Source organism: Shewanella sp. Isolate8 (assembly GCF_022398495.1).
GTDB lineage: Bacteria > Pseudomonadota > Gammaproteobacteria > Enterobacterales > Shewanellaceae > Shewanella > Shewanella aquimarina.
Genome location: NZ_JAKEVI010000001.1, coordinates 2,014,229 through 2,034,079 on the forward strand (window position 1 = coordinate 2,014,229; position 19,851 = coordinate 2,034,079).

Sequence of the window (19,851 nt, forward strand, 5' to 3'; positions counted from 1 at the left end):
CCAGTACGCCCGCTCTCACGCTGAGAGCCAAGACTTTCTATATGCTGACTATTTAATCTTTACGAAAATAGAAAAAGAGACAAATTTTACGTGACCATAAGACGTTTGACTAGGGCTTATTTGGTATTTTTCTAACGAAATCCGTGAGAAAAGGCCATGCAAGCGGAGCAACAAACTCAGATAGGCTAAAAAGCCATCCCAAAATGTAATTTTGATTCGCCGCGATCTCACCAAGCATGTACACTTGAGCCGTACCTTATTTAACAATAACGATAAAAACCCAGTACAAATAAACAACAAACAAACGCCCTGTGACGAAATTCTCGTTAAGTAATCCATTTGTGATCCGATAACGAGATCATCCCCTGGCGACAGAGAAAAGCTATGAGAGAAGTAAAGTTTCGATGGATAGATCAATATCTTATCCATATGACCCTGAAAACCAAGTTCACCATATTGGCAATCATCCCCATCATCACCCTCATGGGGCTTTCCTATATTCTTTATGGACAGTTCAATAGCCAGCTTAAACAGAGTCACCAGCAGAGTGCCCTGGCCGACGCCCAGAAGATGGCGGAACTTATCGACCTGAGTCAGCAATATGTTGCTGACGACAAGGCCGATAACTATCAGCAGGCGCTCATCAGTGCCGGCTTTGCCGACCGCCAGTCGTCACTGAGCACCAAGGCGAGTCGCCTGGTAGACAACGGCGGCGGCACCTTAATGCAGGGGGATTCCCTGACGGCATACAGCCCGGCCGCAAGCGCTAATCTGGCGGCCAAGACAGAGGTGACAGATCTCGACAGTGTGCTCAGTTCGGCCCAGAGCATCGTCATCATCAGCCTAGTGGCGCTTATCCTGGTCATTCTGATCAGCAGCTACTATATCTCCACCTTTGTCGGCGGCGCCCTCTACACCAACGTGATGGCGCTCAAACGAGCGGCCGATGGCGACCTCACTGGGCGATTAAACTTCTTCGAGGTGAAGGACGAGTTCAGCATTCTGGCGGTGAGCATAGATACCCTAGTCGAGCGTCAGCATCAGCTGGTAAGCCGCATGACCCAGGCCAGCAGCCAGATCCGCACCGTGGTGCAGGCCTTCAGACAAACGGCCCAGGAGGGACAGACCCTGGCCGCCGAGCAGCGTCAACACCTGGACTCACTGGCCACCGCCATGGAAGAGATGACCGCCGCGGTAAAAGAGGTCGCCCGCAATGCCGAGCAATCCTCCAATGAGACTCAAGAGGCTAACCAACAGGTAGAGGCAGGCTCGAAAGATATCGCCGTCACCGTCGAGGCCATTGGCGATCTGGCCAACGAAATCGGTGATGCCTCAACCGCGGTGAATACCCTGAACGACAATGCCGCCAAGATCGACGAGGTGGTCACCACCATTAATGCCATCTCAGAGCAGACCAACCTGCTGGCCCTCAACGCCGCCATCGAGGCCGCCCGCGCCGGTGAGCAGGGCCGAGGCTTCGCCGTGGTTGCCGATGAGGTGAGAACCCTGGCCGGCCGAACCCAGGCCGCCACGGTTGAGATCAAGTCGATGATCGAGGCGCTGCAGTCAGGTTCTCAGGCACTGACACAGGTGATGAAACGCACGGTCGAGAAGGCCCAAGACGGCAAGCAGCATGTGCTGGAAACCGGTGAAGATCTCAAGGCCATCGCCCATCACAGTGAGCGGGTGTACGAAATGAGCGTGCTGATCGCCACCTCGGCCGAGGAACAATCGGCCGTGGCCAACGAGATCGCCACCAACCTGATGGAGATCCGCAATCAGTCTCATGACGTGGAGCAGTCAGCCAACCAGTCGGTCTCGGGCTGTGATGAACTGCACGCCACCGCCGAGCAGCTCGATCAGCTGCTGGTCGGGCTGAAAATCTAGTCAGTTTAGCAGCTTAGGGTGGCCACTCGTCACCCTAAGCAAGCTTCATAAGAGTTTAATCCTTTCTCATTTTGATTTAATCTTGATCTATCACTAATGCATGAATGGATCACAAGCCCCTATGGTCGCCAATGAGAAAGACGAGGCCAGCTCATTAAATACTCAGTGGAAGAATAGCCTTACCTTTAAATTCACCATAGTCCAATTTGTGGTCGCGGTCCTGATCATCGCCTCAAGCATCTGGTTGATCTTCTCAACCGAAAAGAAACATCACATGGACACCCAGCTCTCCCTCAGCCAAAACTATGGCCTAGCGGTTATTGAGCAGCTACAACAAGTCACCTCCAAGATCGAGACACTGGCCAACACCATAGGCATAGTGGGCGAAACCTATCGCGGCGAAGATGAGGTGGTGAAAGAGCTTATCCCTTCCCTGCTGGATATCGGCGAGCGCCATCAGTTGATCGCCGGCGGCGGGATCTGGCCCGAGCCCGGCATGTTCGGTAAGCAGAAGACGCGCAACAGCTTCTTCTGGGCACGGGACAAGCATGATGAGTTTCAGTATTTAGACAACTATAACAGCGCCGATGACCCTGGCTACCACCAAGCCTTCTGGTACCTGCCGGCAAAATATTTCCAAGATGGCCATACCCACTGGTCGAAATCCTATGTCGACCCCTACACCAAGGAGGTGATGATCACCGCCTCTGTGCCCATGCGCGCCGATCACAGCTTTATCGGTGTGGCCACCGTGGACATTGCCCTTAGCGGCCTGGATAAACGCTTTAACTTCTCGGACCAAAACCCCCTCTCCAAGGGCTATATTCTGGCGCTGGACAGCTATAACAATCTGCTGGCCGATCCTTTCGATGACGCAGATGCGGGTCAATCCGCCATGCTCGGTCAGCCACTGTCTCAACTGGTCCAGCGCTACCCACAACTTGCCCCCATCGCCAAGCGCATAGCATCTATGGATCAGGCATTTAGTCACCAGATCATGGCCAGCCCGGCCTATCGCCCGGAACAGCTCGAAAAAATACTCGCGCAGACGCCCAGAGCAGAGCGAGAGCGGTTAACGACACTGATCAACGCCTCGATTAAGGGTAGCCATGGTAAGGCGCCCATAGTGACCCTCGAGCTAAGTAGCGATCCCCTGTTCGACGAGCCCGTGCTGGTATCGATTCTGACCATGGCTCAGACCCAGTGGAAGATCATCCTGGTAACGCCATTATCGAGCCTCGCATCCCAGGCCAATGCTATCGCGCTTAAAATAGGCGCCTTCCTGTTACTGGCACAGCTAGTTGCCCTGCTCATCTTGTTTATCTTCCAACATAAACTCTTTATCCGGCCAATCTTTCAGATCGTCTCGGCGCTGCAAAGCGGTAACCTTGGAAGGCTCGAACTCGACGCCAATAGGCGCCAGGATGAGGTAGGCCAACTGGCCAAGGCCTTTATCGCCCGCAGTAATCAGCTGGAGATTGCCTACGCCAGCCTGGATGCCAGCAATCTCGCCCTGGAGCAGCAGCTGGCAATGCAGCAGCTGGCGCAGCAGGAGTTGGAGACCAAGAAGGAGCTGATTAATTCCCTGCTCAATGCGTCGCAGAACCTTATCTGCATCAAGGACACCCATGGCTGCTACTCCCTGGTCAACGACAAGTTCTGTGAGGTGATGGGCATAGAGAGAACTCGTGTCATCGGCATGCGCGACAGCGATCTCTATCCGGCGCATATTGCCGAGATCATCAATCATCACGACCATATCATCTTAGATAGCGATCAGGCCCAGAGCTTCGAACAGCCCATGCCGACCGTGCAGGGTGAACGCATCTACCTGATCACCAAATACCCGATCAAAGACAAGGATGGCAACATCATCGCCCTGGGCGCCATGGCGGTGGACATCAGCAGCCTAAAGACCAAGCAGGCAGAACTTGAGCAGACCATCAAGTTACAGTCCGCAAGAAACGCCGAGTTAAGGCAGGCATTAGACGCCAAGCCTCAGGCCTCAGTGAAAGAAGGCGTAGATCCCAAGGGGCTGGCGCAGCTAAAACAGATAGAGCTAGCACAGCAGGCCATCTTGCCACAGGTGTTACATCAGTTGCTGAGGCAGGAACTACAGGCACTCGAACATATCTTTATTTTGCTACGTCAAATGGATGCCGGCGATATCGATGAGGCGAAGCTCGCCAAGTTTACCGAGGCGCTGACCAGCCAGATAGATATCATACGTCATGGACAATCTTTGATCAGCGCAGACATCACTGATATTCGCGCCACGGTGGCCGACCTCTTTCTTCAGGACTTGGTCGCAATGCTCAGCCCGCAGCTCATCGCCAAGGAGGTCGAGGTGCAGATCGACTGCCCCCATCATTTGACACTTCCCATCTCTCCCTGGCACTTCTTAGTGCTTTGTCACAGATTGATCGGCAACAGCCTGCAACATGCCTTTCCCGATAATCAGGCGCTTAATCGGCCGAAACGGCTCGTTATTGGTATTCGCTACCATGAGGGCCGACTCACCCTCACCCTAAGGGATAACGGCGTAGGAATAAGTCAAAACCGGCTAGAGAAGTTGTCGCACGCACTCGCAAACAATAGTGAAGGACAAGGCTCACTCATCAATATCAATCACTGGCTCAAGGCACAATTCAACGGCAGACTCACGCTCAGCAGTCAGAGCGCGCAGTTTACCGAGCTGGTCTGCGAGCTGGAGCTCGATAAGGCATAAAAAAATCCCCGCATGTATTTACATCCGGGGATTAGACTTATCGATTAGTACGCTAATAGCTCACTGAGCCACATCGACCAGATAGTGGCCCTGCAACCAGTTACGACCGATTAACAGCTTATTGGTCATCTTGGTACGGTCTCTGAGATTCACCTTAACCTTATATTCTCTACCCGGCTCGCCCACATTGAGTTCAACCATATAGCGCACCTCACTCCCCTGCGCGTTGCGAATGAGGGAGGTCTCGACGATACGGGCATGGACACGTTTTGTTTCACCTTTCTCATTTTCTGTGGTGAAAGAGAGCATCTTACCGACGTTTTGCTCCATGTCCGCTACGCCATTCTCCACCTTGAGATCGACCGCGTGCAGCGAATTTTCCACCGCGCCGGTATCGATACGGGTATCAAACAAGAGCCCGGTCTCTAAGATGCTGATGGGCGCTCTGGCACCGATCAGGCGCTTTTCGGCCACATCCACCACATACTTGCCTTTAAGCCAGTTACGACCAACCAGCAGCTTGTAATCCATGTGGCTTCTATCTCTAAGGTTCACCTTGACCTTACGACTATCACCATTAAAGCCGACGTGCATCTCTACCATATAGCGGGTCTCTGTCCCCTGAGAATTACTCACGGTAGAGGTTTTGACTATCTTAGCGCTTAGACGCTTACGCTCACCGGCGGCAGTTTCTGTGGTAAACCAGACCGTCTTACCCACGTTATCTTGCATCTTAGCTGCACTCCCTCCCTGGATCTCGAGGTCGAAGGCGTGCAGAGAGGTGTTACCGGCGCCGGTATCGATACGCGCCTGAAAGACGAGTCCGGCCTCATCGACCGACATCATAGCCGTCTGGCCGATCACGGCTTTATCTGCGCCATAGGCTGATGCCAGAAGAAAAAATGCCACTAACGCCAGCGCTTTAGAGCTCAACATTCTAAACATAAAAAATACCCTAATCCCTATGAAACAAAGCCGACTAGGTGTCGGCTTCTCTGATATGTTAGTCAGGTGAACTCTCCCCCAACCAGCGCAGCGCCTCATCGGCCGCCTGACGGGCAAACACCTTGACCGGACACGGTGCCATATAGGCCATCACTTTAGCGGTTTTGGCCACCCATTCGCTATCAGTGATGATGGCGACTCTGGAAAAGTCAGTCAAATGAAAGAAGCCTAATTTGGCATCATCCCACAAGGTCTCAACAGAAACCCCTTCAAATGCTTCACTAAATTCATACCAGAGTTTAATGGTTGAGTGATCTTGTAACTTTGACTCGATTGCCGGCACCAGAGTCTCGTCGTAGTCGGCGCGAGACAGTACGCCCCTCGCCTTAACGGCCACGATATCATGGTGAAACCCCGAAAGCAGTTCGATCATCACTCGCTCCTTATAATACCAATCGTAATAAACAATTGATCATTCTAGCTTGTTAAAACGCTCGATAACTGTATTAGCATTTTTAATTGTAGAATAACTACTTATCTAAAAATCCTGCTTTGTTCTCAAGCGTTTTTCCTGCGCTATTTCTGATCACATGTTTACTGTGATTGGTATAACTTAATAAACAAAATGATAGACGAAAAGACAGAACAGAGTACAGGTACAGATACAGTGCACCAAATGCTCACTTAAATTGGGCCCTAATCGAATGTACCTGTAATGGCGCATAAACTGTACGCCTAACCAGACCAGGATAAAGGGCACAAAGGGTAATGAGATGACGAACGGAATAAACCCCCAGCCAAACCCCAAGGCATTGGCACTAAAGATCTGAAAAACGACCCAAAACAACACCAGTATCCCATAGATAACAAAGTGTTGTTTACTGATAGAGGCTGCAGACATGCACACAAATTCCCAATTTCGCTCTTACGCTAACAGTAGGAATAAAGACTGACATTCTCAAGCAATGAGTTGTAAACACCTGTTTCGGATTGCAAAAGCTAAGCTTGCATCTTGGCAATTTCCTGATCGAACAGATTTTTGATCAGTCCAGAAAACTCGGTAATAAACAGGGTCTGTTCTTGAGTGGCATTGTGATTGGCCACCTTGGCTAAGATCTCTTCTAAGTCATAGACGATGGCGTCGACTTCGCGAATCACCATGTTGCGCTCGGCGAAGGTTAGGGACGGATTTTGGCCACACACCATGATGATCTGTGCCGCCAGCTGCTCCTCAAACAATTCCATGACGGTGTCACCCGCAACCCCACCGGCTTCGGAGGACTCAAACAGGCCTAGATGCTCGGTAAGATATTGTATTAGATGTATGTATCCGTCTTTATCAGTAACCATTTTTAACCCTAAACACACGACTTATATATGAGCATGGTATAGCCCATGCTCAATATCCAGTTTCTATCGCCATTATGATATAAATCGAGTGTTCGATCTCGTTGTTAGTGCACGTTTTTCTATCGCTTTAAGGTCAGAACGAAAGAAACTGGTACCGCCTTGCTGATAGCGGGTAAACCGGCCAGCTCTCTGAGCTTCTCCACCCCTGGGGTCAGGCCAAAGTCACCGGCATTCACCACCAAAGGCGCCTCGCTCGCCACCATCAACTTATCACTGGCCACCTTGGCCATACTGACCATAACCGGCATGGTCTGCGTCTTGCCATGCAGGCTCACTTTGGCATCGACACTCATGGACATGATGCTACCCACACTCGCCTTATCGATCGCTTGGCCGTCGAGACTAGCACTTAACTCGACACTCGGGTACTGCGCGGTGTCGAACAATACCTCTTTCATGCGCTGATCACGGATCTCCACATTGGTGACCACGCTATTGAGCGGAATTGACAGACTAAAGGCGCCGGCATCACTAAGCGTGCCGGAAACTTGACTAAAATGGTGCACCTCGGCGATATCGCCTTTCTTGATTGAGATAAAGTTAACCCGCGAGCCCTGGTTACTCACCTGCCAATCGGCCGAATAGGCGTTTAAGCTTAACATCCCAAGTCCTGCTGCCATGATCAGTGTTTTCATTTTACGCTCCATTTTTAACCTTAAGTCCGTCGAAACCTCTGCGAAGAAAACCCAGCTAGTTTAATGATTAGCAAGGTAATCTTATCTATATTAGCCTAATACAAAAGATTATGAACCACTAATATTGCACCAATAAAAAAGCCCTAACTCGGTTAGGGCTCTTAACAAGTGAATGACAGCCTGTCAGTTAGACAGCGTCTAGGCCTTCTTCTTCGCCTTTGGTTTAGGCTTAGCCTTGGCTTCGCTGACCCACTTACCGTCGATATATTTCGCCGTCCAACCGGTCGCCTTGCCATCGACCTCAGTTGCCACGTACTGCTCCTTCGTCTTACGGCTAAAGCGCACAACCGCCTTGTTGCCGTCATCATCGGTCACAGGCGCATCGGCCAGATACTGATACTTAGGCCATAGTAGCTCACGGTACTTCACCAGTTCCTCTACCAGTGGCGCCCGAGTCTCGCGGGATTTAGGGAAGGTGCTCGCGGCCATAAAGATCCCCGCGGCGCCGTCTCTCAGCACGAAATAGCCGTCTGACTTAGTGCATTTAAGCTCTGGTAGATGAATAGGATCCTCTTTTGGCGGCGCTACTTCACCGTTTTTCAACAGTTTACGAGTATTCTTACACTCGCTGTTAGTGCAGCCAAAATACTTACCGAAACGACCATTCTTCAGCTCCATATCGTTGCCACAGCGGTCGCATTCGATAATCGGCCCTTCGTAGCCCTTAATCTTGAACTGACCCTGCTCGACCTCGTAGCCATTACAGATAGGATTGTTACCACACACATGCAGCTTGCGCTTCTCATCGATGAGATAACTGTCCATGGCCGTGCCACAAACGCCACATCTGTGTTTAGCCCGCAGTGCATCTGTCTCGGCATCTTCGCTGTTTTCGCTGACGGCCTCTTCACCCGGTGTCAGGTTCATGGTGGTCTTACAGCGCTCTTTCGGTGGCAGGGCATAGCCTGAGCAACCTAGGAACACGCCGGTTGTGCCCGTACGTATGCCCATTGGGCGTCCACAGGTAGGACAGGCGATATCAGTCAGCACCATCTCGTTAGGGCGCATGCCGCCCTCTTCCGGTGGTAACTCGGCCTTTTCAAGCTGTGCGGTCAGGCCCTTGTAGAAGTTGTCTAGCACCTTCTTCCATTCAAGCTGGCCCTGGGCCACATTATCCAGTGTCTGTTCCATGCCGGCGGTGAAATCGTAACTCATCAGCTCTTCGAAGCTGCCGATAAGGCTCTCGCTAACGATCTCGCCCATCTTCTCGGCGTAGAAACGACGATTCTCGACCTTCACATAACCACGATCTTGAATGGTAGAGATGATAGTCGCATAGGTAGATGGACGACCGATGCCGCGCTTCTCTAGCTCTTTCACCAGTGATGCTTCACTATAACGTGCCGGCGGCTTAGTGAAGTGCTGCTTGGGCGCCAACTCCTCGAGGGTCAACACGTCGCCTTCGACAACCAGCGGCAGAGTATTGTCTTCCTCGTTTTTCTTCTTAAGGGCGGTCTGAACTCGGGTCCAACCGTCAAACTTAAGGGTACGGCCACTGGCCTTGAGTTCGTAATCCCCTGCGGTCACCGTCAGGCGAGTCGCATCATATTTAGCTGGTGTCATCTGACAGGCAACGAATTGGCGCCAGATCAACTCATAGAGACGCTGAGCATCTCTTTCCATATCGGTGAGGCTGCTGGCGCTGACGTTGACATTAGACGGACGGATCGCTTCGTGCGCCTCCTGAGCCCCCTCTTTACTGCCATAACGTATCGGCGCATCGGGCAGGTACTTATCACCGTATTCCTTGCCGATCATTTCACGCACACTATCCAGCGCTTCCTGACTCAAGTTGGTCGAATCGGTACGCATATAGGTGATGTGGCCTGCCTCGTAGAGACGCTGGGCCATCATCATGGTCTTCTTAACGCCAAACCCTAGGCGAGTACTGGCCGCCTGCTGTAGCGTTGAAGTAATAAAAGGCGCCGAGGGCTTGCTCGAAGTCGCTTTGACTTCGCGGCTACTGACCTGATACTTGCTATCTGTCAGTGCGTTCACCGCAACCATGGCTTGGCTTTCGTTTACAGGGTTAAAGTTCTCCCCATTAAACTTGGCCACCTGCATCTTAAGCCCTTCGTTACCTAGGGTGGTTAGCTGCGCATGAATGTCCCAGAACTCTTCTGGCACAAACGCCTTAATCTCGCTTTCGCGCTCAACCACCAAGCGAGTCGCAACAGATTGCACTCGTCCGGCAGAGAGGCCGCGGGCCACTTTCTTCCACAGCAGGGGCGAAACCATAAAGCCTACGACACGGTCGAGGAAACGTCTCGCCTGTTGCGCATTCACCATGTTGGTATTGAGCTGCGACGGATGACTGAATGCCTCTTGAATCGCACTCTTAGTGATCTCATTAAAAACGACGCGCTGATAACGCTCTGGGTCACCACCAATCACCTCTTGAAGATGCCATGCAATTGCCTCCCCCTCTCTATCCAAATCGGTTGCGAGGAAGATATGATCTGCATTTTCAGCAAGTGACTGTAACTCTTTGACGACTTTCTCTTTGCCCGGCAGGGTCTGATACTTAGCCTTCCAGCCTCGCTCGGGGTCGACCCCCATACGGGCAACCAAGGCTTTCTTCGCTTTCTCTGTCTTATATTTAGCCTTCTCTTCGGGGGACATCTTGCGCACTTCGGCGGGCGATTTCGTCGACGAACTGGCGTCACTGGAGGAGGAAGTCGGGAGATCACGGATGTGACCTACACTCGATTTTACGATGTAATCTTTGCCGAGATATTTGTTAATAGTCTTGGCTTTGGCCGGTGATTCGACAATAACTAGCGATTTACCCATAGAATGATCTGCGCCAAAAAGTCTCAAAATTCTGTAAATTGGCTCCATATATAGAGGGTTGTATCAATAGTTTCAAGCTAATCCCTGTTTTATTTGTTACGGCGAGCCAATTTTTAACCGTTTTTGAAAAAAATGTGAAAAATAATATTGCGTAATTAAAAACTAATATTTCATTATTCCCCAACTAGCAAGCAATACTTATGCATTTCTGAGCCAATATCACAGATAAGGCCCCAATCCCCTAGCTTGTTATGCCCTAAAGCTCAAGTATACTGGTGCACAAATTCAACGAATTACAGCGCCATCGCTAACCTGTTTTGGCGCCTATTAAAGCAATAATAACTTGAAGGATATGCAATGAAGCATTACGAAGCGAACTTTGATGGACTCGTCGGACCGACACATAATTATGCGGGCCTGTCATACGGTAATGTGGCTTCTTTAAATAACGCCGCCGCAATATCCAGCCCTAAGGCGGCTGCGAAGCAAGGACTCAAGAAGGCCAAGGCCCTCGCCGACTTAGGCCTGGCCCAAGGGATGCTCGCCCCTCAGGAGCGCCCAGATCTTCACACACTGCGCCGAATCGGTTTTTCTGGTACAGATGCCGAAGTGTTAAATAAAGCCGCGAAACAGGCTCCTGCGCTTCTCAGAGCCTGCTGCAGTGCCTCAAGCATGTGGACAGCCAATGCCGCGACCGTGTCACCGAGTGCCGATACCCATGATGGTAAGATCCATTTCACCCCGGCAAACCTGGTAGACAAACTGCATCGCAGCATAGAGCCGGTGACAACGGGTAACATACTCGCTGCCACCTTCAACAATTCCCGCTACTTCCATCACCACCAGCACCTGCCTGAGCATGTGAGTTTCGGTGACGAAGGCGCGGCTAATCACACACGCCTGTGCAACGAATATGGGCATGCCGGCATCGAACTCTTCGTCTACGGCCAGGAAGCGACTAACCCGAGTGCGCCTAAGCCCAAAAAATATCCGGCGAGACAGACACTAGAGGCCTCACAAGCCATCGCCCGCCTGCATCAACTCGATGATGAAAGCAGCGTCTTCATTCAGCAAAATCCTGACGTCATCGACCAAGGCGTATTCCACAACGATGTGATCGCCGTGGGTAACCAAAATGTGCTCTTCTATCACGAGCAGGCCTTTGTCGATACGCAAAAGAAACTGGCGGAGATCCAAGACAAGTTCAACGGTCACGAACTGCACTTCGTTGAGGTGCCTACTGCCAAGATTGGCATTCAGGATGCGGTGAAGAGCTACCTGTTCAACACCCAAATCGTTACCCTGCCAAACGGCGAGATGGCTATCATAGCGCCCACCAACTGTCAGGAAAATGAGGCCGTCCACGCCTACCTGAATGAGCTGGTCACCTTGGGCACACCGATCAAGCAGGTGCACTATTTCGATGTGAAACAGAGCATGCAAAACGGTGGCGGTCCCGCCTGTCTGCGTTTGCGTGTCGCCATGAACGAGACAGAGCTTGCCGCCGTCAACCCCAATACCCTGATGACAGATGAGCTGTTTAACAGGCTCAACCTCTGGGTCGACAAGCACTACCGTGATGAGCTCGCCATAGAAGACCTTGCCGATCCACAGCTCATCGTCGAATCGCGCACCGCGCTGGATGAACTGACGCAGATCATGAAGCTAGGTAGTGTGTATCAGTTCCAGAAGTAGGTATTAATTACTAAGTTAGAATTGAAGAAGCCATCTGTAAAGATGGCTTCTTCAATTCCAAAACTAACGAATTACTTTAGGAAGTCGATGACTCATTGACTCAATAAAAAAGGCGCCTGAAGCGCCTTTTTTAAACAAAGAATATTAGAGAATATTAACTCCAATCGAGACTACCTGAGTAATCAGTCCACCAGGTGTTTCCACTTCGACGATAAACACACCTGTGTTAGGTTCATCTTCACCCTTCAAGGTAACAGTAAATTCACGGCCACCATTATAGTTTGAACTTGGCCAGACATATTCGGCGGTACTCACCACTGAACCTGCACTCGTCTTAAAGCGAACCTTAGAACCTGCAGGCATCTGCTGGTTATGCAGATCTGATATGGTGAAAGATACGCTAGCAGCACCTTTACCTACGATGTTAATGCTGCCACCATAATGATCGCCATCTTTATCGCTAATCAGAATATCATCGGCAGCGGTCGCATAAGCCGTGCTGCCCGACATCACAATGACTAAGCTACGACGAACATACAGCGACTTAGAATCACTTACTCCATCGGCGCAACCTGCATGGACAGGGTCAGAACACAAGACGCCATTATACTTCTTGTCTTTAACATCAAAGATACCGTTGGAATTAAAATCGACTAGCCTCTCTTTTTCGCCGCCCTTATCTTGACCTATTAGCTGATTTGCTGGCTGTGGATTGAATACAGTGTCCTCATTATAATCTCGGAAGGCATCACTTAAATCATAAGACTGCCCAGAAACATCTGTGCCTTTGAGAAACTCATCCATCTCATTGGCATCGAAACGACCATTACCATTGAGATCTGGGAATGACTCCTCGCCAATGGCCGTCGCAGTGATAGTTGCACGACCGCCATACTCTTGGCCATAATAATTGCCATATATTCTAATCTGGTCTGAATTCGAAATATCGCAAACATCCGAATCATCTTCAGTTTCTTTTAGAACGAAGCATCTGAGAGCAGCAGTTGGTCCAATGTCAACATAATCACCTTGCTCATTAAACAAGGTATTTCCGTCTGGGCGCGGTAACTGACTCTTCCATTTAACCGAACATGCACCACCGATTGTCTGACATGCATCCTCAATTGAACCACCTTCGGTGGTAAACGACACTGTTGTGCCATCGGGTACTGGGTTGTTAAAGGCATCGGCCATACGAGCAGTCACCACAACCTCTGTGCCATCCTCGTCCCAACCTTCGGCATTAAGTACAGAGGCTGAAAGTGAGAAACTGTCTTGGTCAGGAATGCCGGTAGATACGATTAATTGACTCGACTGGCTTGAGATAGCTGGTACCGCACCATTATCAACGGTCGCGGTAACACGCAGTGATGTAGCCACTGTACCTGTAGTAACGACAGTCTGTACTATCCCTTCATTGTTAGTCGTTGCCTGCAGAGGTGAGATATCTACACCGCCAACCTTAGTGTTGAGCGAGAACAATACATTCTGATTAGGAACAGGGTTACTGTTCTTATCTAACACCTTGAATTTCACCACAGAAGACTCTACGCCGCCCGTCCCTAAGATGGCGATATTCTGTGGCGTTGCCGAGTCAAATACGATACTACCAACATCGGCTTGCAGCACACTGAGCGTACCTGTCGCCGAAAGACTGATGCCACCGGCACTTGCCGTAACATTGATCTGATCTTCACCCACACAGCCCTGAGCTCTATAGGTCGATGTCGCTACACCATTGCTCGATGAAACCGGCGAGCTAATCTCGGCCTGAGCAGGAATCTTGGTCGCACAGGTTGAGGAGAAATTAACATCTACAGGCTGAGTAAAAGGATTTCCCTTATCATCTTGAATCAGAACAGAAATCGTTGCGGTGCCACCTGCAGAAAGGGTTGCCGTACTAATCTCGGCCTTACCCTGTACAAAAGGATCGCCGCTACCCATCACCACATTTGTCGCGCCGACAACAACGATAGTCTTACCGACTTCATTAGTTGACAGACTGGCGGTGACTTCACCTGCCCCTAAGGAACTGCCCGCGTAGATATCAACTGTCGCCTTTCCTTCAGAATCGGTCACGGCCGTCTTGATAGGGAGATCGCCAATAGTCGTCGCAAACGTCACAATTGTAGGCTTAGTGATGCCCGTTACTGTTGCAGTGATTTTCCCTGGCTCAAGGATGCTGATAGATTGAATAGGGTTACCGGCACCGTCGGTAAGAGACACTGAAACCTGCGCTCCACCGCCGGCTTCACCGCCATCACCCACCATGGTGACGTTCAGCGATGCACTCTCGCCAGAGCTAGTGGTTGCAGTAATGGTTGCGCCTGTATTAATTGCAGCCGTATCCAAGCGCACCTTGGCAATACCATCGGCATCGGTAGCTACCTCGCCCGTACCGGGAGAGAAAGTACCATAAGTATCATTATTTAGACTAAATGATACTAAGGTACTAACAGCTGCCCCGGTCGAATCTTTAACCTTAGCGGTGATCATCGCAGGTTCAGCCACTGAGATCTGCGTATTATCGATAGATAATTCAATAGAGATAGTTGGCGGCGTCGGCGTACCACCCGAGCCATCGTCTGTGACATTCCCCCCGCCGCTACAGGCGACAATAAAAAGCATAAATAAATATGAGGTAAAAACTTTAAACGCTGACTTCATTGTCAGACTCCCTGTTACTCAGATTATCATTGAAAGCATCTGCTTATTACTTATAGGCTAACATTACACAATTTTCCCATAACTTTTCCATCACTAATCGCAATTAAGCGCGTAAAAGTGACAAAAACTTTAACTATTTAGCCATTTCATCACCTAGGGTTTCTTGCTAGGCTTTAGGTGCAAATTGAAAAGCATAAAAATAATACAGGAAGCACTATGGCTGGCACGCAAAACAAAAAAATTGGCCTCACCGGAAAAATACTCATAGGTATGGCTGGCGGCATTTTAATCGGGCTACTGCTACGCAGTTTCTTTCCCGGAAGTGAGTTTATCCAAGAATATATTACTGACGGCCTACTCAACGTCGTCGGCAGTATTTTTATCTCAAGTTTACAGATGTTGGTCGTCCCTTTAGTTTTCATCTCCTTGGTATGCGGCACCTGTTCATTGAGCGACCCATCATCCCTTGGCAGACTCGGCGGAAAAACCATCGCTTTTTATCTATTTACCACGGCTATCGCCCTCTCAATGGCCATTCTTGTTGCCCTGCTCGTCCATCCTGGAAACGCCTCGCTTGCAGCAGAAAACATGCAGTACAGTGTTAAGGAGGCCCCTAGCCTTTCCAATGTATTGATCAACCTCGTTCCCCGTAACCCGATACAAGCGATGACAGAGGGGAATATGCTGCAGATCATCATCTTTGCGGTGATATTTGGCTTTGCCATCTCTCATATTGGCGAGCGCGGCAGACGCGTATCGGCATTATTTAACGACTTAAATGAAGTGATCATGCGCGTGGTCACCCTCATCATGCAACTGGCCCCCTATGGTATATTTGCCCTCATGGGTAAACTCGCCTTAACCTTGGGTCTGGAAACCTTTGAGAGTGTGGTTAAATATTTCGCAGTGGTGTTGGCGGTATTATTAGTGCACGCCTTTGTGAGCTATCCCGTACTATTAAAACTCTTCTCCGGATTAAGCCCCATCACCTTTATTCGAAAACTGCGAGATGTGCAGCTATTCGCCTTTAGTACGGCAAGCTCAAATGCCACGCTGCCAGTTACCCTGGAGACAGCAGAGCACCGCCTTGGGGTCGATAACAAGGTCGCCTCATTCACTCTACCCCTCGGTGCGACCATAAACATGGACGGCACGGCGATTATGCAAGGTGTCGCCACAGTATTTATTGCCCAGGTATTTGGTATCGATCTCACCATCACCGATTACGCCATGGTGGTAGTAACCGCAACCCTAGCCTCTATCGGCACCGCTGGTGTTCCTGGTGTCGGCCTTATCATGCTAGCAATGGTGCTGAATCAGGTGGGTCTGCCCGTAGAAGGTATCGCCCTTATCATGGGGGTCGACAGATTGCTGGATATGGTGCGTACTGCCGTTAACGTTACTGGCGATTCGGTAGCGACGGTTATCATCGCTAAATCGGAAAATGCCTTTAACCAGGCTACGTTCGATGATCCTCAGGCGGGTAAGACGGCAGGCAGCTTCGTCGATCAGGTGAATGCCGAGCTGAAAGAGTAAAGCCTAATACAGGCTTTAAACCGGCACATTAAAAACAAAAAAAGGCGTCCAACGGACGCCTTTTTAACATCTGTGCACTTCAACAGACCCTCGCTAAAACAGCCTCATCAAATGCAACCCTAGCCCTATCGTTCCCAATAGGCTTCTTCTAAGCTGTCTTCCCGCTCAGGCAGACCACGAGACAGGCGCGGACTGTGCTGCGCCAGCACCTCATAGGCCACGCGGTTGGCATACTTACAGATCTGTGAGAAAGAGGAATAACACAGGCCGTCGCGCTTATGCTTGCTCGAGCCCGGCACATTAGCCTTGTGATAGGTATTAGAGGCAAGGTCGTGCAGTAGCGCCGCCAGCGCCCCGTCACCCGCGCCATTAGTGTTACGGATAATTTCCGGGCCGCCCATGTAAGGCGAGATATGAGCGAACACCTTGATCGGTGTCTGGCAATCACGCTTTAGCTTAGGCCTTGAGAACTCATAACGGTTGAATTCTGGGATCGCACCTGGCAGCAAAGTATGGCTGGTTTCACGCTTCTCCGAATCCTCGGTATAACCTGAGGTATAGAGCCCCAATGGCCCCGCGGTGGTGAGCACCATATCACACCACTCAAGCGCTGCATTGCTGGCGCTCAAGGGATCTTTAAAGCCGGTCAGGGCTTCGCCTTCATCTTCGTTCATCGCAAGGATAGTGACATTTTCCTTAATGAACTCTATCCACCACTGTGGATCTTCTTCGATGAGGAAACGTGTGCCTAACGTCAGCACCACTGGAACCTCAGCGGCCTTGGCATATTCAATGGCTTTTAACGCCGCATCGGTGATCTTGTCGCCGCCACTGGCGCGCATCAGGTAGGCCGTCAGCACTAACGCCGAAGAAGTTTGCACTATCTCCTGGTCGATATATTCTGGCGTCAGCTTATCCATCGAACCCTTGCTGATAGCGAAGGTGCGCTCGCCACATTCAGATATCAAGGTAAAGCAACGGCCAATCGGCCCATCGACCGGCTGCAGAAAATTGAGATCCACTTTAGATGAAGTGTTACACAGATAGCGATAGGCGTAGCTGCCCACTTCGATGTGGTTACTCATCACGCCAAACAATACCGAGCGATCGTCGGCCAGAATAGAATAGTTGTGTACCGTGTTACCTATGGTACCGCCGGCAAATTCATCGCTGATCAGCTCAGAAGTTTTCAGTTCGGTGTAGAGCTGATGCGCCTTCTCGTCATCAATAAGTGTCGAGTTTCCTTTTGGTAAAGCGTAACGACTAAGCAACTCGTCACCCACTTTGGCCTCGATATCGACAAGCGTCTGATCGATTCCACTGATGTGGGTAGAAATATGCTGCGGTTGCAGCGTTAACTGCGCCAATAATGGATCGCGATTCTTAACTGGAAAGTAATGTTTCGACTTACGTTGACCGGGAAACTTCATAAGGAACTCACTCTAATGCATCCATGCAGAATCAAATAAGAACAGACAGCACACTAGACCCCCTTAGTCTGCTGTCTATCAGGCCGCGTGGTGATTTATGCAACGCGGGCACCTTCGCCATAAAAATTCGGCGGCGGATCGTACCATATAAAATAGCATCGGGCAGTGATTTATGCCGTTAACATACGATTCTTTGCTTAAGATTTAAGCCAACCCGCCGCCTGCTCGGTAACCAGGTCTGCTAGCAATTGCATATGAGCCTCATCGTCGTTCAGACAAGGGATGAAATGATAGGCCTCGCCGCCCGCCTCGATAAAGCTCTCTTTGCCGCCAATCGAGATCTCTTCAAGCGTCTCTAAACAATCTACCGCGAAGGCCGGGCAGAGAATATCCACTCGTTTAACCCCTTGGCTTGGCAGGCTCTCAAGCAGGGCGTCGGTTGCTGGCGTCAGCCACTCCTCTTTACCAAATTTCGATTGGAAACAGAGGCGCCACTGTGATTCAGATAATCCTAATGCCTCGGCCAATAGCTGGGCCGTTTGTTGGCACTGTGCCTGATAAGGGTCACCCTCGGTCACATAACGCAGCGGCACACCATGAAAGGACATTAATAGGCAATCGCCCTGTCCCTTTTCTTGCCAATGACGCCGCACAGAGTCAGCCAATGCCGCAATATAGGCTGGATGGTTAAAATATTCTTTACTAAAGCGCGTCTCGGGATAGTTACGACGTTGCTTGTAATCGCTGGCGATGGCATCAAATACCGGTGCCACTGTCGAGCAGGAATATTGTGGATATAGAGGGAGCACCACCAGGCGCTCGACGCCCTTGGTCAGCAGCTTATCGATACCCGCAGACAACGAAGGATTGCCATAACTCATCCCCAACTCAACCGGAATATCACGACCATGACGCGCTTTAAGTATCTCGCTTAGCGCCTCACGTTGACGCTCGCTGATCACCATCAGCGGCGAGCCTTCTGGCCACCAGATAGACTCATAGAGCTTGGCCACCGCCTTGGGACGAGTATTTAAGATGATGCCATTGAGTATGGGTTTCCAGATCCAGGGGCTTAAGTCGACCACGCGCGGGTCGCTGAGAAACTGTTTCAGGAACTGCCTAACATCTTTAGGGGTTGGCGTATCTGGCGTGCCGAGATTAACCAGCAAGACACCAAGTTTGGCGGGAGATAAGTTGTGGACTTTGTTCAAGAATTACTCTACTCATATTCTCTGACAAGGATAGCGATAGGCTAGCACCCACCCTGACATAAAAAAAGCCCACCTAGGTGGGCTTTTTCAAATATGAGAAGCAGCTCATTAAAGGAGCCGGCTTAGCCAATCGCCTTAACGATAGCCTCGCTCACGTCGCCAACACTCTGAGTGCCGTCGAACTTGTTGTAGGTCAGCTTGCCTTGCTCGGCAACTTTACCATAGTACTCAACCAGAGGCTTAGTCTGCTCATGGTAGATGCCAAGACGCTTACGCACTGTGCTCTCTTCGTCATCGGGACGAATCGCCAGGTCTTCGCCAGTCACATCATCTTTGCCTTCCACTTTAGGTGGGTTATAAACGATGTGATAAACACGGCCAGAACCTGGATGAACACGACGACCACTCATACGCTTAACGATCTCTTCGTCTGGCACATCAATTTCAATCACGTGATCGATATCGATACCGCTAGCCGCCATCGCATCGGCCTGAGGAATGGTGCGAGGGAAACCGTCAAGCAGGAAACCCTTGGCGCAATCGTCCTGGGCGATACGCTCTTTAACCAGTCCAATAATCAGCTCATCAGAAACCAACTGTCCTGCATCCATCACTTTCTTCGCTTCGAGACCCAGAGGCGTTCCCGCTTTAACGGCTGCACGGAGCATGTCGCCCGTAGAAATTTGTGGCACGCCGTATTTTTCCATGATGAATTGGGCTTGAGTACCTTTACCGGCACCTGGGGCACCTAATAGCATAATGCGCATCTGAGAGTCCTCTTATTTCGCATAGATTTGATTATTAGTTTTATCATTGGGCGGCGATCTTCGCACAAATGGCCGTCCATTTGAAGG

13 protein-coding genes are annotated in these 19,851 nt (G+C 50.5%); 4 read left to right on the forward strand and 9 right to left on the reverse strand.

Annotated features, from left to right (window positions below; translation table 11 throughout):
- Positions 1-384: 384 nt before the first annotated feature.
- The gene (locus L1D43_RS08800) at positions 385-1,887 is read left to right on the forward strand and encodes a methyl-accepting chemotaxis protein (RefSeq protein WP_239850823.1); all 1,503 of its coding nucleotides are present in this window, start codon (positions 385-387) and stop codon (positions 1,885-1,887) included.
- A gap of 100 nt (positions 1,888-1,987) precedes the next feature.
- Entirely contained in the window at positions 1,988-4,615 is a 2,628-nt protein-coding gene (locus L1D43_RS08805) for a PAS domain-containing protein (RefSeq protein WP_239850825.1), read from the forward strand.
- A 60-nt stretch (positions 4,616-4,675) separates the two neighbouring features.
- Here L1D43_RS08805 and L1D43_RS08810 read toward each other — a convergent pair whose 3' ends face one another.
- From L1D43_RS08810 to topA, 5 genes are all read right to left on the reverse strand, one after another.
- Complete coding sequence (locus tag L1D43_RS08810; protein ID WP_239850827.1) at positions 4,676-5,560, reverse strand: RimK/LysX family protein; 885 nt, start codon at positions 5,558-5,560, stop codon at positions 4,676-4,678.
- A 58-nt stretch (positions 5,561-5,618) separates the two neighbouring features.
- On the reverse strand, positions 5,619-5,993 hold the full coding sequence (locus L1D43_RS08815) for an STAS/SEC14 domain-containing protein (protein ID WP_239850829.1): 375 nt from the start codon (positions 5,991-5,993) through the stop codon (positions 5,619-5,621).
- 566 nt (positions 5,994-6,559) lie between these two features.
- Complete coding sequence (locus L1D43_RS08820; protein ID WP_239850834.1) at positions 6,560-6,910, reverse strand: DUF3802 family protein; 351 nt, start codon at positions 6,908-6,910, stop codon at positions 6,560-6,562.
- 119 nt (positions 6,911-7,029) lie between these two features.
- Positions 7,030-7,605, reverse strand: coding sequence for a YceI family protein (locus L1D43_RS08825; protein ID WP_239850835.1), 576 nt, complete (start codon positions 7,603-7,605; stop codon positions 7,030-7,032).
- Between the two features lie 198 nt (positions 7,606-7,803).
- Complete coding sequence (gene topA, locus L1D43_RS08830) at positions 7,804-10,458, reverse strand: type I DNA topoisomerase (protein ID WP_239850836.1); 2,655 nt, start codon at positions 10,456-10,458, stop codon at positions 7,804-7,806.
- A gap of 357 nt (positions 10,459-10,815) precedes the next feature.
- On the opposite strand from topA, the gene astB reads away from it, so the two are divergent.
- Positions 10,816-12,153, forward strand: a complete 1,338-nt coding sequence (gene astB / locus L1D43_RS08835; RefSeq protein WP_239850837.1) for an N-succinylarginine dihydrolase — start codon at positions 10,816-10,818, stop codon at positions 12,151-12,153.
- 144 nt (positions 12,154-12,297) lie between these two features.
- Here the strand turns inward: astB and L1D43_RS08840 are convergent, their stop codons facing one another.
- A complete protein-coding gene (locus tag L1D43_RS08840) occupies positions 12,298-14,820 on the reverse strand; it encodes a hypothetical protein (protein WP_239850838.1) in 2,523 nt (840 codons plus the stop codon).
- Positions 14,821-15,036: 216 nt separating this feature from the next.
- On the opposite strand from L1D43_RS08840, the gene L1D43_RS08845 reads away from it, so the two are divergent.
- Entirely contained in the window at positions 15,037-16,356 is a 1,320-nt protein-coding gene (locus L1D43_RS08845) for a dicarboxylate/amino acid:cation symporter (protein ID WP_239850840.1), read from the forward strand.
- 125 nt (positions 16,357-16,481) lie between these two features.
- On the opposite strand, the gene L1D43_RS08850 is transcribed toward L1D43_RS08845, so the two are convergent.
- The 3 genes from L1D43_RS08850 to adk form a co-directional block, all read right to left on the reverse strand.
- Positions 16,482-17,786 (reverse strand): inosine/guanosine kinase, encoded by a 1,305-nt coding sequence (locus L1D43_RS08850; RefSeq protein ID WP_041511024.1) that lies wholly within the window; start codon positions 17,784-17,786, stop codon positions 16,482-16,484.
- Between the two features lie 197 nt (positions 17,787-17,983).
- Complete coding sequence (hemH, locus tag L1D43_RS08855; RefSeq protein ID WP_239850848.1) at positions 17,984-18,997, reverse strand: ferrochelatase; 1,014 nt, start codon at positions 18,995-18,997, stop codon at positions 17,984-17,986.
- A gap of 122 nt (positions 18,998-19,119) precedes the next feature.
- Complete coding sequence (gene adk / locus L1D43_RS08860; RefSeq protein ID WP_160793579.1) at positions 19,120-19,764, reverse strand: adenylate kinase; 645 nt, start codon at positions 19,762-19,764, stop codon at positions 19,120-19,122.
- Positions 19,765-19,851: the final 87 nt, after the last annotated feature.